The sequence below is a fragment of the Enterobacter sp. genome (assembly GCF_977039595.1).
In genome coordinates this window covers 35,344-48,999 of record NZ_CDRQYH010000027.1, presented here as the reverse complement: position 1 = coordinate 48,999, position 13,656 = coordinate 35,344, and the positions used below count along the sequence as shown (strand labels likewise).

Sequence of the window (13,656 nt, the reverse complement as noted above, 5' to 3'; positions counted from 1 at the left end):
AACGTCACGCTGAACTTCTTCGTCCTGGAAGCGGCGACCGATCAGGCGTTTAATCGCAAACAGGGTGTTTTGCGGGTTTGTCACTGCCTGACGTTTAGCCGGCTGACCAACCAGAGTTTCACCATCCTGGGTATAAGCAATGATAGAAGGCGTGGTGCGATCGCCCTCGGCGTTCTCCAGCACGCGTGCAGTAGTGCCATCCATAATCGCTACACAAGAGTTGGTAGTACCCAGGTCGATACCAATAATTTTACCCATCTAAACGTCTCCACTAAAAATTCAGTCAACATGTGGTTGTGTACCTGTAATAAGGGCAGAACGTGCTTTTTCAACTGCCCAGATTTGATTTTTTTCAGGTCCACACACTGCGGTTGACTACAAGATGGGGTCGCGACGGCATCCATCAAGGGGCAAGCATAAAAAAAATTTTAATTTCACCCTGATGAGATCATAGACGCCATTGATTGCGCCCATTATGATGCCGCGCCCAGTCAGGGAGAACTGACGCGGGTTTAACCATTTCACCATATTAATGATGATTTTTTTGAGGACTTATGGGCAACACTAAGTTGGCTAATCCGGCTCCGCTGGGCCTGATGGGTTTTGGCATGACCACTATTCTGCTGAACCTGCACAATATCGGGATGTTCCCGATGGATGGCATCATCCTGGCGATGGGCATTTTTTACGGCGGTATCGCACAAATCTTCGCGGGCCTGCTGGAATATAAGAAAGGCAATACCTTCGGCTTAACCGCATTCACCTCTTACGGTTCTTTCTGGCTGACCCTGGTTGCCATTCTGCTGCTGCCTAAAATGGGCATGGCAGACGCGGCAAACGCCCACTTCCTGGGCGTTTACCTGGGTCTGTGGGGCGTTTTCACCCTGTTTATGTTCTTCGGTACCCTGAAGGGCAACCGTATGCTGCAGTTCGTTTTCCTGAGCCTGACCGTCCTGTTCGCCCTGCTGGCGATCGGTCACCTGGTGGATAACGAAGGAATCGTTCATGTTGCAGGCTGGATTGGTCTGGTTTGCGGCGCAAGCGCTATCTACCTTGCAATGGGTGAAGTGCTGAACGAGCAGTTTGACCGCACCGTTTTACCGATTGGTGAAAAACACTGATCCTTCTGTCGTGTCCGCCTCGCGGGCACGACATCCCCGCTTCTGCCCCAGCCAAATCCCTAATCCCAGCCCCATCATCGACAGCGCCAGCACGTACCAGGCCGGAGCCATGGGAGACACGCCCATCAACACCGTCACCGCAATCGGCGTCAGCCCACCGAAAATGGCATACGACACGTTGTAGGAAAAAGAAATCCCGGTGAAGCGTACCTCTGGCGGGAACACGCGCACCATCACGTACGGTACAGCCCCGACAACGCCCACGCACAGGCCTACCACGCCGTACAGCAGAAACAGCTGTTCAGGATGGCTGCCAGCCAGATGGTAAAACGCCCAGCTTGATGCGGCCAGTAACAGGCTCCCGACAACAAAGGTAACGCTGGCACCGAAACGATCCGCCGCCAGCCCGGCGGCAAGACAGCCAAAGCAGAGCATGATTGTCGCGATACTGTTCGCCTGTAACGTCACGGCAGGAGCGAAACCGTACTGCTTTTGCAGCCACACCGGGGACATCAATATCACCACCACGATGCCCGCCGAGAGCAGCCAGGTAAGCAGCATCGACACTACTACCGCTTTTTTATGGCGTACCACGACCGCCTTCACCGGCAGCTCCTGCGCCAGCGCCTTGCGCTGCTGCATTTCGAGGAAAATCGGGGTCTCCTGCAGCCAGCGACGCAGGTACATCGCGACCAGGCCAAACGCTCCGCCCAGCAGGAATGGAATACGCCAGCCCCAGTCGTGCACGGCCTGCTGCGTCATGCTGGTATTAACGATCGTTGCGACGACGGACCCGAGCAAAATCCCTACCGTTAAGCCCGCGGTTAAGGTTCCGCAGGCGATACCAATGCGGCGCGCCGGAACATGTTCCGCGACAAACACCCACGCGCCCGGCACTTCACCGCCAATCGCCGCGCCCTGAAGAACGCGCATCAGCAACAGCAGCAACGGCGCAAGGATACCCATCGAGGCATAGGTGGGCAGCAGACCAATGGCCAGCGTCGGCACGGCCATCAGCAGGATGCTAAGGGTAAACATCTTCTTACGCCCGACCAGATCGCCAAAGTGGGCCATGATGATGCCGCCCAGCGGACGCGCCAGATACCCGGCGGCAAAAATGCCGAAGGTTTGCACCTGACGCAGCCATTCCGGAATATCCGCCGGGAAGAAGAGCTCTCCCACCACGGCGGCGAAGAAGACGAAGATAATGAAGTCGTAAAACTCCAGCGCGCCGCCTAAGGCCGCAAGCGTGAGGGTTTTGTAATCCTGTCGATTCAGAGGTCGGGTGTTATGTGACATAGCGAACCATTATGCGTGTATTGTGGATTTATTTTTACAGCAATCGTAAAGAAAAAATTACTATACCGTAAAACCTTGCCCACGCTATCGCCGCTTCAGCTTATGTCACATATTGATTAATTTCAGGAGATTGTTTCGCGACGCGCGTTTTTAGGACGAAAAGCTGCTACCACTTTCTCATCTGTTTCGACATACGGGCCGTCAAGCAGCTGTATACAATACGGTACACTTGCAAAGATACCGTGAACGATGACGCTGCCGTCTTCCGCTTTAAGCCCTTCCAGTGTCTCTTTGATCGACTTCGGCTGACCCGGCAGGTTCAGAATCAACGCCTGCTTGCGGATCACCCCCACCTGGCGGGAAAGAATGGCCGTCGGAACAAAGTGTAGACCGATCTGGCGCATCTGTTCACCGAAGCCCGGCATTTCGCGATCGGCGATAGCCAGCGTCGCGTCCGGCGTCACGTCACGGCGCGCGGGGCCGGTTCCGCCCGTCGTCAGAACAAGATGGCAGCTCATCTCATCCACCAGCTCGCAGAGCGTCTGCTCGATGATCGGCTGTTCGTCAGGAATCAGGCGGGTTTGAATCTCAAAGGGGGTGGTCAGCGCGCTGCTCAACCATTCTTCCAGAGCGGGGATGCCTTTATCCTGGTAAACACCGCTGGAGGCGCGGTCAGAAATCGACACTAAGCCGATGCGTAAGGTATTCATATCCATTCCATTCAAAGAGTACTGATTAAAGGGAATGATACACGCAGAGAGGAGATTCAGACAGGGGACGAAAGAAGTCGCGTGACCGGGAGCCCGGTCACGCAGAATGATTACAGCAGGTCGCCGATCATTTTTTCCAGTTTGCCCTGGTCAACAGCAAACTTACGGATACCGTCCGCCAGCTTGTCTACCGCCATTGGATCCTGGTTGTGCTGCCACAGGAACTCGGATTCAGTGATGCGCTCTGGACGTGCTTTCACTTCACCGGTGTAAGACAGTTTACGCTCAATGGTACCTTCGCTTTCTGCCAGCTCTTTCAGCAGTGCAGGAGCGATGGTCAGGCGGTCACAGCCAGCCAGCTCGATGATTTCACCGACGTTACGGAAGCTTGCGCCCATAACCACAGTCTCATAACCGTGCTGTTTGTAGTATTCGTAGATTTCAGTAACAGAAACCACGCCTGGATCTTCAGCCGGTGCATACTCTTTCTTATCAGTGTTGGCTTTGTACCAGTCCAGAATACGGCCCACGAACGGAGAAATCAGGTATACGCCCGCTTCTGCACAAGCACGCGCCTGCGCGAAGGAGAACAGCAGGGTCAGGTTACAGTTGATGCCGTCTTTTTCCAGCTGCTCTGCCGCGCGGATACCCTGCCAGGTGGAAGCCAGTTTGATCAGGATACGGTCGTTGCTGATGCCCGCGTCGTTGTACATTTTGATCAGACGTTTCGCTTTGGCGATAGACGCTTCGGTGTCGTAGGAGAGACGCGCATCCACTTCGGTAGAGATACGGCCAGGAACCAGTTTCAGGATTTCCAGACCGATGTTCACTGCCAGTTTGTCGGTGGCATCCACAACCTGCTGCGCGCGGTCGTTGCTCTGTGCTTTCGCCCAGGTCACTGCGTCGTCAATCAGTTTGCGATACTCAGGGATCTGTGCGGCGTTAAGGATCAGAGAAGGGTTAGTTGTGGCATCCTGCGGCTGGTACAGCTTCATTGCCGCGATATCTCCGGTGTCAGCTACGACAGTGGTGAACTGACGAAGGGAGGTCAATTTATCCGTCATGATAGTGTTTCTCTTTTAACGTGCCCTGGATAATTCACGCTACCGACAGCATGCCTGCAGCGGAAAAATGACAGGTTTACTTGTTAGGGGGATGTAACCGGTCTGCCCTGATGATAACACGACGGAGGGGTAGCGCAACCGCAGACAGTGCGCTTAGGTAGAGTATGGTAAACTCGGAATATTAACAGGCTGCTAAGCAACAGCATGCCCAATCAGTGGTAGCGCTTACATATTCACTTTGGCATCAACAAGAGGGACGTTAATGCCTGATTTCTTTTTCTTTATTAACGAAGTCCTGTGGGGTTCGATAATGATTTACCTGCTTCTGGGAGCAGGTATTTGGTTTACGCTACGCAGTGGGTTCATCCAGTTTCGTTATATTCGCAAGTTTGGCAGAAGTCTGAAAAACAGCGTCACGCCTCAGCCAGGCGGATTAACGTCGTTTCAGGCACTCTGTACCAGCCTGGCGGCACGCCTCGGCAGCGGGAATATGGCGGGCGTTGCGCTGGCCATCAGCGCCGGTGGGCCAGGCGCTATCTTCTGGATGTGGGTGACGGCGCTTCTCGGGATGGCCACCTCCTTTGCCGAAAGTTCGCTCGCCCAGCTTTATAAAGAGAAAGATAAAAACGGCCAGTTTCGCGGCGGTCCTGCCTGGTACATGGCGCGTGGCTTAGGGATGCGCTGGATGGGTGTCCTGTTCTCGCTTTTTTTACTGCTCGCGTACGGCCTTATTTTTAATACCGTCCAGGCTAACTCGGTCGCCAACGCCCTGCGCTATGCCTTCTCCTGCCCCGAGTGGCTCGCGGGTCTCGCTTTAGCCATCGTCGTTCTGCTTACCATCTCGGTCGGTCTCAAGGGCATCGCCCGTCTGATGCAGTGGCTGGTGCCCATTATGGCGCTGCTCTGGGTTGCCGCGAGCCTGTTCGTTGCCGCCCTGCATCTCGACCAGGTGCCGGGCGTGATTGCGACCATCGTCAAAAGCGCCTTTGGCTGGCGCGAAGTGGCCTCCGGGGCGCTGGGCTATACCTTCAGCCAGGCGCTGATGGCGGGTTTTCAGCGGGGCATGTTCTCTAATGAGGCCGGTATGGGGTCAACCCCCAACGCGGCAGCCGCCGCCTCTTCCTGGCCGCCGCACCCGGCCGCGCAAGGCATTGTGCAGATGATTGGTGTCTTTACCGATACCATTATTATCTGTTCCGCCAGCGCCATGATTTTGCTGCTGGCAGGCCCCGTACCACACGCGTCGGGCACCGTCGGAATACAGCTTCTCCAGCAGGCGCTGGTGAACCTGACCGGCGGCTGGGGTGCAGGGTTTGTCTCGCTAATCCTGGTTTTGTTTGCCTTCAGCTCGATAGTGGTGAATTACCTTTACGCCGAAAATAACCTTATTTTCCTGAAGCTCGACTCCCGCGCCGCAATCGGAACCCTGCGTCTGGGGGTCATCCTGATGGTGATCGCAGGCTCCCTGCTCAGTATGCCGCTGGTCTGGCAGCTGGCCGATATCATTATGGCGCTGATGGCGATCACTAACCTCACGGCGATCCTGCTGCTCTCGCCCGTTGTGACCCTGATTGCCAGAGACTATCTGCGCCAGCGCAAACTCGGCGTTCCGCCGGTATTTGATCCCGCCCGCTATCCCGATATTAAGGCGCAGCTTGCCCCCGGCACGTGGGATGATTTGCCGCGGCAATAACAGCTATCGATCAATTCAGGGCGATTTTTTGCTAAAGTCGCTCTAAATTTCCTGCAAGGACTGGATATGCTGATTCTGATTTCACCTGCAAAGACGCTCGACTACCAGAGCCCGCTCGCTACAGAGCGCTATACTCAGCCTGAACTGCTGGACTACTCGCAACAGCTGATCCGCGAAGCGCGTAAGCTCTCTGCGCCGCAGATCGCCTCGCTGATGAGCATTAGCGACAAGCTAGCCGATCTTAACGCGACCCGCTTTCACGAGTGGCACCCGGATTTCACCCCGGCTAACGCTCGCCAGGCGATTCTGGCATTTAAAGGCGATGTCTATACTGGCCTGCAGGCGGAAGATTTTAGCGAAGCCGATTTCGATTTTGCCCAGCAGCATCTGCGCATGCTGTCGGGTCTGTACGGCGTATTGAGACCGCTGGACCTCATGCAGCCGTATCGTCTGGAGATGGGGATTCGTCTGGAGAATGCCAAAGGCAAAGACCTGTACCATTTCTGGGGTGATATCATCACCGATAAGCTGAATGCGGCGCTGCGCGCGCAGGGCGATAACGTGGTGATTAACCTGGCATCCGATGAATACTATAAGTCGGTGAAGCCGAAAAAGCTGGATGCCAACATCATCAAGCCAGTATTCCTCGACGAGAAGAACGGCAAGTTCAAAGTGATCAGCTTCTACGCCAAGAAAGCGCGCGGTCTGATGAGCCGCTACATTATCCAGAACCGCCTGACGAAGCCGGAGCAGCTAACCGCCTTCAACAGCGAAGGCTATTTCTTTGACGAAGAAGCGTCAGGGAAAGGCGAGCTGGTGTTTAAGCGCCACGAGCAGTAAAAACAAACCCCGCCGGCTGGCGGGGTTTTGCATTAGTGGTGTTTCCAGTCCGGGCCCGGACGATGATCGTCATAGCGACGGTCGTCATGATGGTGGTCACGCTCGCTATGCTCATCATGTGGACGCCAGTGGTTATCGCGCCAGTCATAATGCGCCTTCCACCACTCGTGGTCGCGCCAGCGGCCACCGTCCCAGTAGTGCCCGTTATTATCCCGATCGCCAATCTGCAGTTTGACCGCAGGTACGAGGGTGATTTCGGATGCCTGTACCGCCATGGGAGCGACCAGCATCAGTGAAAGCGCAATCAGCACAGGTTTCAGTGTAGACATCGGTGACTCCTTATTATCTTTGCCCTACGTGGGCCGATGTAAGGAGATTACGCGAGGGAAACGGGGGATGTTATTCTCTGCAATCCTAATCGCTAAGTGACCGCATTTATTGGGAATTTCTGCTTTTTCCCTGCTATTTTCCTCCTTAATTTCTCCATAAAAAAAGCCAGGTAGCGGCTACGCCTTACCCGGCCTACGTTCTGAGCCGTTGTAGGTCGGGTAAGGCGAAGCCGCACCCGACAAAAATTATGCTAGGGACATCATCAGCTTACGCAGCGCGGCAAAGTCTGCCGGCAGTTCATGGGACAGCAGCGGCAGGTCGGCACGCTCGGCCAGCTCTTTCGGCAGCGGCAGCGTTTCGCCCAGGATTGCCTCCACGCTCTCTTTGAACTTCGCCGGATGCGCGGTGCCCAGGAACAGGCCATATTCACCCGGGTTAAGCTGGTCGCGCAGCGCGCGGTAGGCAATCGCCGCGTGCGGTTCAGAGGTATATCCCACCGCCTTCAGCTCGCGCATGGTGGTTTTGGTAGTTTCATCCGTCACAGCGGCATAGCCCAGGTCGCCCAGACGCCAGATCTTACGGCGGAACAGCTCTTCCACGCGCGGCCAGTTGTTCGGCTGAGACACATCCATCGCATTGGAGAGGGTCGCCTGCGTGGCGTTCGGCGCCCACTTCCCGTCTTTCAGGAAGCGCGGCACGGTGTCGTTGGCGTTGGTCGCGGCGATAAAGCGTTTCACCGGCAGACCCAGGGATTTTGCCAGCAGGCCCGCCGTCAGGTCACCGAAGTTACCGCTCGGCACGGAGATCACCAGCTGGTTGCGCGCTTCCTGCGGCAGCTGCGCCACCGCTTCGAAGTAGTAGCAGATCTGCGCCAGCAGGCGGCTGATGTTAATAGAGTTCGCCGAGTTCAGGCCCAACGCGACCTTCAGCTCTTCGTCGTCGAAGGCCTGCTTCACCAGCGCCTGGCAGGCATCGAAATCGCCGTCGATCGCCACGGTTTCAATGTTGCCGCCGAGCGTACAGAACAGCTTTTCCTGCAGCGGGCTGATTTTGCCTTTCGGATAGAGGATCACCACGCGGACGTTTTTCAGGCCGTAAAACGCGTGGGCTACCGCCGCGCCGGTATCCCCGGAGGTCGCGGTCAGGATGGTCACCGGTTTGTCACCGCTGATGTGCGTCAGCATCTGCGCCATAAAGCGGCCGCCGAAGTCTTTAAACGCCAGCGTCGGGCCGTGGAACAGCTCCAGACAGCCCACGTCAGGCTCAACCTGCTTAACCGGCGCCGGGAACGCGAACGCCGCGCGCACGCGCTCTTCCAGCAGCTCCTGCGGAATTTCATCGCCGATAAACGCGGACAGAATTTTGGTGCTGCGGGTGACAAAATCCTGCTTCAGCAGGTCATCAATCTCGGTCAGCTGGAATTCCGGCAGGTCATGCGGGAAAAACAGCCCCTGGTTTTTGCCCAGTCCCTGAGTCACCGCCTGCGCGAAGCTGACCTGCTCGTTATGATCTTTAAGGTTGTAGAGTTTCATTAATTATCCCAGTACTCGTGCGCCAGCCGTGTCCAGACGGCAAATATGAACAAAGCCTTCCTGATTTTGCAGGTAGTGTTTAGAGAGCCAGTCCACCACGCGCTGCGCAGTGTCTGCCTTGTCGCACAGGGCGAACAGCGTCGGGCCGGAGCCGGAGATGCCGCACGCCTGCGCGCCGATATCCATTGATGCCTGTCGCGCCTCGTTAAAGCCGGGTAGCAGCTTCGTGCGGTACGGCTCGGCAATGACGTCCTTCATCAGTTTTGCCGCCAGCTGCGGCTGACGGGTGTAGCAGGCGTGGATAAAGCCCGCCAGATGACGCCCGTGGGCGATACAGTCCTGACGACGATATTGCGCGGGCAGGATCGCACGCGCTTCCGCGGTAGAGACCTTAATGCCCGGATAGGCCAGCACCCACAGCCACTCATCAAACCCTGGCACCTGCTGGCTGATGATGCCATTTTCTTCGATCATCAGCTGCATGCCGCCGAGGAAGCACGGCGCCACGTTGTCATAGTGAATGCTGCCGGAGATACGCCCTTCCAGCTCGCCCATTAAGCCCAGCAGGCGGTTGTTGTTCAGCGGCTTGCCGCAGTGCTCATTCATTGCCACCAGAGCGGCGACCACCGAACAGGCGCTGGAACCCAGCCCCGAGCCAATCGGCATACTTTTTTCCAGCGTCATGGCGACCGGCACGTTTTTACCGATCTCCTGACAGAAGCGTTCCCAGCACTGATAGACGATGTTCTCGCGCGGGTCGGACGGTAGCTTGCTGGCGAAGCGGCCCACGTTATTCAGGCTGAAGCTGTCTGCCGCTTCCACCGTAACCGTATCGCCCAGCAGCGAACCATCCACCGGCGTCACCGCCGCACCCAGCACGTCAAATCCGACGCTCATATTCGCGCTGGAAGCCGGGGCATAAACTTTGACCATGTTAAACTCCTAACTTCCATGACAGGGTACGCAGCAGATCGGCAAACACACCCGCCGCCGTAACATCGTTCCCTGCGCCATAGCCGCGAAGCACCAGCGGCAGTGGCTGATAATAGTGGCTGTAAAACGCGAGAGCGTTTTCGCCGTTTTTGACTTTGTACAGCGGGTCGTTGCCATCCACTTCGGCAATCTTCACCCGGCACACGCCATCTTCTTCAATGTTGCCAACATAGCGCAATACCTTACCTTCATCACGGGCTTTCGCAACGCGCGCGGCAAACGCGTCGTCAAGCTGCGGCAGTCTGGCCATAAAGGCGCTGACGTCACCGCTGCTGTCAAATTCTGCCGGCAGGACCGGTTCAATCACGATATCGGAAAGCTCAAGCTCACGACCCGTTTCGCGCGCGAGGATCAGCAGCTTACGCGCCACGTCCATACCGGAAAGGTCGTCACGCGGATCCGGCTCGGTGTAGCCCAGCTCGCGCGCGGCGCGGGTGGCTTCGGAGAGGCTCATCCCTTCATCCAGCTTGCCGAAGATAAACGACAGCGAGCCGGAGAGAATGCCGGAGAAACGCTGCAGTTCATCACCCGCGTTAAGCAGGTTCTGCAGGTTTTCGATAACCGGCAGACCAGCCCCAACGTTGGTGTCGTACAGAAACTTGCGGCGCGACTTGCTCGCCGCCAGACGCAGCTGGTGATAGTAATCCATCGACGAGGTGTTGGCCTTTTTGTTCGGCGTCACCACGTGGAACCCTTCGCGCAGGAAGTCGGCGTACTGGTCGGCCACCGCCTGGTTAGAGGTACAGTCGACGATCACCGGGTTAAGCAGATGATACTCTTTCACAAGACGGATCAGGCGGCCCAGGTTGAACGGCTCTTTCGCCTCGTTCATCTCTGCCTGCCAGTTTTCCAGGTTAAGGCCGTGGACGTTGGTCAGCAGCGCTTTGGAATTCGCAATCCCGCAGACGCGCAGGTCGATGTGTTTCTTCTTAAGCCACGCCTGCTGACGCTTCACCTGCTCCAGCAGCGCGCCGCCCACGCCACCCACGCCAATCAGGAACAGCTCGATGACCTGATCGGTGTTGAACAGCATCTGGTGAACCACGCGAACGCCGGTGGTGGCGTCATCATTGTCCACAACAACAGAAATTGAACGCTCCGACGAGCCCTGGGCAATTGCCACTATGTTGATATTGGCACGCGCCAGCGCGGCAAAGAACTTGGCGGAGATACCGCGCAGCGTGCGCATGCCGTCGCCAACCACGGAGATAATTGCCAGGCGCTCCTGAATGGAGAGCGGCTCGAGCAATTCTTCTTTAAGCTCCAGATAGAACTCTTCTTCCAGCGCGCGACGGGCGCGCAGGCAGTCGCCCTGCGGCACGCAGAAGCTAATGCTGTATTCGGAAGAGGACTGGGTAATCAGCACCACCGAGATACCGTTGCGGGACATGGCCGCAAATACGCGTGCCGCCATGCCGACCATCCCTTTCATCCCCGGACCCGAGACGCTGAACATCGCCATATTGTTCAGGTTGGAGATGCCTTTCACCGGCAGTCCGTCCTCATCGGTACTCGCGCCAATCAGCGTACCCGGCGCCTGCGGGTTACCGGTGTTTTTAATCAGGCAAGGGATCTGGAACTGGGCAATCGGGGAGATGGTACGAGGGTGAAGTACTTTGGCGCCGAAGTAGGAAAGCTCCATCGCTTCCTGGTACGACATCGACTTCAGCAGCCTGGCGTCCGGAACCTGGCGCGGGTCGCAGGTATAGACGCCGTCGACGTCAGTCCAGATCTCGCAACAGTCCGCGCGTAAGCAGGCGGCCAGCACGGCGGCGGAGTAGTCGGAACCGTTACGGCCCAGCACCACCAGCTCGCCCTTCTCGTTACCGGCGGTAAAGCCTGCCATCAGGATCATGTGGTCAGCGGGAATTTTGCTGGCGGCGATACGGCGGGTTGATTCGGCAATATCAACGGTGGATTCGAGGTAGTGGCCCACCGCAAGCAGTTTTTCAACGGGATCGATCACGGTCACGCTATGGCCGCGCGCTTCCAGCACGCCGGCCATAATGGCGATAGAGAGTTTTTCACCGCGACAAATCAGCGCCGCGTTGATGCTGTCCGGGCACTGGCCGAGGAGGCTGATACCGTGCAGAACGTGTTTGATTTGCGCAAATTCCTGCTCAACGAAGGACTTCAGCTGAGCGTGCGGGAAGCCAGGCAGCGCCTCTGCCAGCCCTTGCAATAAGTCAGCGAATATACGCTCTGCGTCGCTGATGTTCGGGAGTGCATCCTGGCCACCGATGGTTTTTTCGATCATCGCCACCAGATGGTTCGTGATTTTTGCCGGGGCAGAGAGCACGGTCGCAACCTGCCCCTGCCTGGCGTTGCTTTCCAGGATATCGGCAACACGCAGAAAACGTTCTGCATTTGCCACTGATGTACCGCCGAACTTCAACACTCGCATGGTTCTACCTCGTTTCCTTTAGCCGAAAAAAAAGCCCGCACTGTCTAGGTGCGGGCTTTTTTTTGTTTTTCCTGTACGCGTCAGCCCGCATCGTTACCAGTGGTAATGATGATGGTTGTGGTAATGGTGGTGATGCTGATGCGTTTCATGGATGTTGTGTACTCTGTCATTATTATCTGTCTGTGCTGTATTCTTTTAGGGTTAAAGGATCGGGCTCGTTAAGTCAACGAATTTTTAATTTGATCACAATTCGGAAGACTCTCACGTCCCGCTGCGTGCAGATTTATTTTCATCCGATTCCCCCAGATGCAACCCATACAGACAGACTTATTCGCCATAGTAAAAACTTATGGCAGTATTTTACTCGGCCAATTTTTTTTCAATATCATGCAGCAAACGGTGCAGCATTGCGGTGTCCCGCTGCTCAAGACGTCCCAAACGCTGCTGCAGCCAGTCAGCCATTTTTTGATCGTCAGCTACTTCCAACTGCGTTAACAGTTGCTCAACGCGTGCGCGCAGCGCAGCCAGCTGATTTTCATCTGCCCTTTCAGCCTGAGGCTGGGGAATTTGTATTAGGGAGGCTAATTGATAGCAGTACACCATGACCGCCTGGCCCAAATTCAGGGAAGGATAATCGGCCACCATCGGCGCACCGGTGAGCACGTCCGCCAGTTCCAGCTCCTCGTTGGTTAATCCGGAATCTTCACGACCAAATACCAGCGCCGCTTTCTCCAGCCACTGGCTTTTCTCTTCCAGCATCGGCACCAGCTCCGCTGGCGTCGCATAGTAGTGGAACTTAGCGCGACTACGCGCCGTGGTTGCAACGGTAAACGAAATGTCGTGCAGCGCGTCGGCAAGCGTCGCGTAAGTGGTTATATTATCGAGAATATCTCCCGATCCGTGCGCCACCCAACGCGCGGCTGGCTCCAGATGGGCCGTGCTGTCCACAATGCGCAAATCGGTAAAACCCATGGTCTTCATGGCACGCGCCGCTGCGCCTATATTTTCTGCTCTGGCTGGGGCAACCAGTACAATCGACAGATGCATTTATGCTCTCTTTTTAATCAGTTAGCCGGTAAAAATGTGATGCACTTCAACATATTACGCAGCGCGAATTTACAAAATTGCAACACAAATCACCGAAATAGCGTTTCATAACAAATTAAAAACGCTAAACTATTCTGTGTCTGAACAATCAGTTAGAATGTTAATAGAACACCATTACCCCTATGTTTTATAATGATAATGGCAGCATGAATACCCTATTCTGATTGGATTCGCTTCGTTTATAAATCAATGTCCGCAACTAGTTGGTTTATTGAAAAATTGTGACAAAGGCTAGCATTCAGCTACGATGATTTCATCAAACTGTTAACGTGCTACAATTGAACTTGATATATGTCAACGAAGCGTAGTTTTATTGGGTGTCTGGTGTCACTTAGCCTGTTATGTTGCTGTTAAAATGGTTAGGATGACAGCCGTTTTTGACACTGTCGGGTCCAAAGGGAAAGTACCCAAGACCAAGCTAATGATGTTGTTGACGTTGATGGAAAGTGCATCAAGAACGCAATTACGTACTTTAGTCACGTTAAGCCGATCATGTTAATTTGCGACATGCATCAGGCAGGTCAGGGACTTTTGTACTTCCTGTTTCGATTTAGTTGGCAATT

General features: G+C 55.5%; 14 protein-coding genes and 1 other annotated feature. Of the genes, 3 read left to right on the top strand and 11 right to left on the bottom strand.

From position 1 onward, the window contains the following. Nucleotides 1-258: Hsp70 family protein (locus ACWYRJ_RS10680; RefSeq protein WP_455507854.1), on the bottom strand; the 258-nt coding region annotated here is incomplete at its 3' end. Between the two features lie 296 nt (nt 259-554). Here ACWYRJ_RS10680 and satP point away from each other — a divergent pair. After that, nucleotides 555-1,121 (top strand): acetate uptake transporter, encoded by a 567-nt coding sequence (satP, locus tag ACWYRJ_RS10675; RefSeq protein WP_008502042.1) that lies wholly within the window; start codon nt 555-557, stop codon nt 1,119-1,121. Here satP and ACWYRJ_RS10670 read toward each other — a convergent pair. From ACWYRJ_RS10670 to tal, 3 genes are all read right to left on the bottom strand, one after another. Next, nucleotides 1,098-2,420, bottom strand: coding sequence for an MFS transporter (locus tag ACWYRJ_RS10670; protein WP_455507853.1), 1,323 nt, complete (start codon nt 2,418-2,420; stop codon nt 1,098-1,100). The two genes, satP and ACWYRJ_RS10670, sit on opposite strands and share 24 nt — an antisense overlap. Nucleotides 2,421-2,542: 122 nt before the next feature. Beyond that, nucleotides 2,543-3,130: a molybdopterin adenylyltransferase gene (gene mog, locus ACWYRJ_RS10665; RefSeq protein WP_111964074.1), complete on the bottom strand. Its 588-nt coding sequence runs from the start codon at nt 3,128-3,130 to the stop codon at nt 2,543-2,545. A gap of 110 nt (nt 3,131-3,240) precedes the next feature. Then, entirely contained in the window at nt 3,241-4,194 is a 954-nt protein-coding gene (tal, locus tag ACWYRJ_RS10660; protein ID WP_023310342.1) for a transaldolase, read from the bottom strand. Between the two features lie 262 nt (nt 4,195-4,456). Here tal and ACWYRJ_RS10655 point away from each other — a divergent pair, with 262 nt between their 5' ends. After that, the gene (locus ACWYRJ_RS10655) at nt 4,457-5,887 is read left to right on the top strand and encodes an alanine/glycine:cation symporter family protein (RefSeq protein ID WP_455507852.1); all 1,431 of its coding nucleotides are present in this window, start codon (nt 4,457-4,459) and stop codon (nt 5,885-5,887) included. Between the two features lie 66 nt (nt 5,888-5,953). Then, complete coding sequence (yaaA, locus tag ACWYRJ_RS10650) at nt 5,954-6,727, top strand: peroxide stress protein YaaA (RefSeq protein ID WP_223581204.1); 774 nt, start codon at nt 5,954-5,956, stop codon at nt 6,725-6,727. A 32-nt stretch (nt 6,728-6,759) separates the two neighbouring features. Here the strand turns inward: yaaA and ACWYRJ_RS10645 are convergent, their stop codons facing one another. From ACWYRJ_RS10645 to yjjY, 7 genes are all read right to left on the bottom strand, one after another. After that, entirely contained in the window at nt 6,760-7,056 is a 297-nt protein-coding gene (locus tag ACWYRJ_RS10645; RefSeq protein WP_455507851.1) for a DUF2502 domain-containing protein, read from the bottom strand. Nucleotides 7,057-7,302: 246 nt separating this feature from the next. Then, nucleotides 7,303-8,589: a threonine synthase gene (thrC, locus tag ACWYRJ_RS10640; RefSeq protein WP_455507850.1), complete on the bottom strand. Its 1,287-nt coding sequence runs from the start codon at nt 8,587-8,589 to the stop codon at nt 7,303-7,305. A 3-nt stretch (nt 8,590-8,592) separates the two neighbouring features. Continuing rightward, entirely contained in the window at nt 8,593-9,522 is a 930-nt protein-coding gene (thrB, locus tag ACWYRJ_RS10635; RefSeq protein WP_455507849.1) for a homoserine kinase, read from the bottom strand. A 1-nt stretch (nt 9,523) separates the two neighbouring features. Further along, the gene (gene thrA / locus ACWYRJ_RS10630; protein WP_133293755.1) at nt 9,524-11,986 is read right to left on the bottom strand and encodes a bifunctional aspartate kinase/homoserine dehydrogenase I; all 2,463 of its coding nucleotides are present in this window, start codon (nt 11,984-11,986) and stop codon (nt 9,524-9,526) included. Between the two features lie 24 nt (nt 11,987-12,010). After that, nucleotides 12,011-12,128 (bottom strand) — a sequence feature (Thr leader region). Further along, nucleotides 12,067-12,135 carry a thr operon leader peptide gene (gene thrL, locus ACWYRJ_RS10625; protein ID WP_015572623.1) on the bottom strand — a complete coding sequence of 23 codons (69 nt, stop codon included), beginning with the start codon at nt 12,133-12,135 and terminating at the stop codon, nt 12,067-12,069. (Overlaps the previous feature by 62 nt.) Before the next feature lie 211 nt (nt 12,136-12,346). Further along, the gene (locus tag ACWYRJ_RS10620; RefSeq protein ID WP_111964081.1) at nt 12,347-13,033 is read right to left on the bottom strand and encodes a tRNA/rRNA methyltransferase; all 687 of its coding nucleotides are present in this window, start codon (nt 13,031-13,033) and stop codon (nt 12,347-12,349) included. Between the two features lie 399 nt (nt 13,034-13,432). Continuing rightward, nucleotides 13,433-13,573, bottom strand: coding sequence for a YjjY family protein (gene yjjY / locus ACWYRJ_RS10615; protein ID WP_085928893.1), 141 nt, complete (start codon nt 13,571-13,573; stop codon nt 13,433-13,435). Between the last annotated feature and the right edge of the window lie 83 nt (nt 13,574-13,656).

Bases quoted from the DNA above. Each gene is read 5' to 3' on its own strand.
- ACWYRJ_RS10655 (WP_455507852.1), top strand. From the start codon at position 4,457: ATGCCTGATTTCTTTTTCTTTATTAACGAAGTCCTGTGGGGTTCGATA.
- tal (WP_023310342.1), bottom strand. From the start codon at position 4,194: ATGACGGATAAATTGACCTCCCTTCGTCAGTTCACCACTGTCGTAGCT.
- yaaA (WP_223581204.1), top strand. From the start codon at position 5,954: ATGCTGATTCTGATTTCACCTGCAAAGACGCTCGACTACCAGAGCCCG.
- satP (WP_008502042.1), top strand. From the start codon at position 555: ATGGGCAACACTAAGTTGGCTAATCCGGCTCCGCTGGGCCTGATGGGT.
- thrA (WP_133293755.1), bottom strand. From the start codon at position 11,986: ATGCGAGTGTTGAAGTTCGGCGGTACATCAGTGGCAAATGCAGAACGT.
- thrB (WP_455507849.1), bottom strand. From the start codon at position 9,522: ATGGTCAAAGTTTATGCCCCGGCTTCCAGCGCGAATATGAGCGTCGGA.
- thrC (WP_455507850.1), bottom strand. From the start codon at position 8,589: ATGAAACTCTACAACCTTAAAGATCATAACGAGCAGGTCAGCTTCGCG.
- ACWYRJ_RS10670 (WP_455507853.1), bottom strand. From the start codon at position 2,420: ATGTCACATAACACCCGACCTCTGAATCGACAGGATTACAAAACCCTC.
- ACWYRJ_RS10645 (WP_455507851.1), bottom strand. From the start codon at position 7,056: ATGTCTACACTGAAACCTGTGCTGATTGCGCTTTCACTGATGCTGGTC.
- ACWYRJ_RS10620 (WP_111964081.1), bottom strand. From the start codon at position 13,033: ATGCATCTGTCGATTGTACTGGTTGCCCCAGCCAGAGCAGAAAATATA.
- mog (WP_111964074.1), bottom strand. From the start codon at position 3,130: ATGAATACCTTACGCATCGGCTTAGTGTCGATTTCTGACCGCGCCTCC.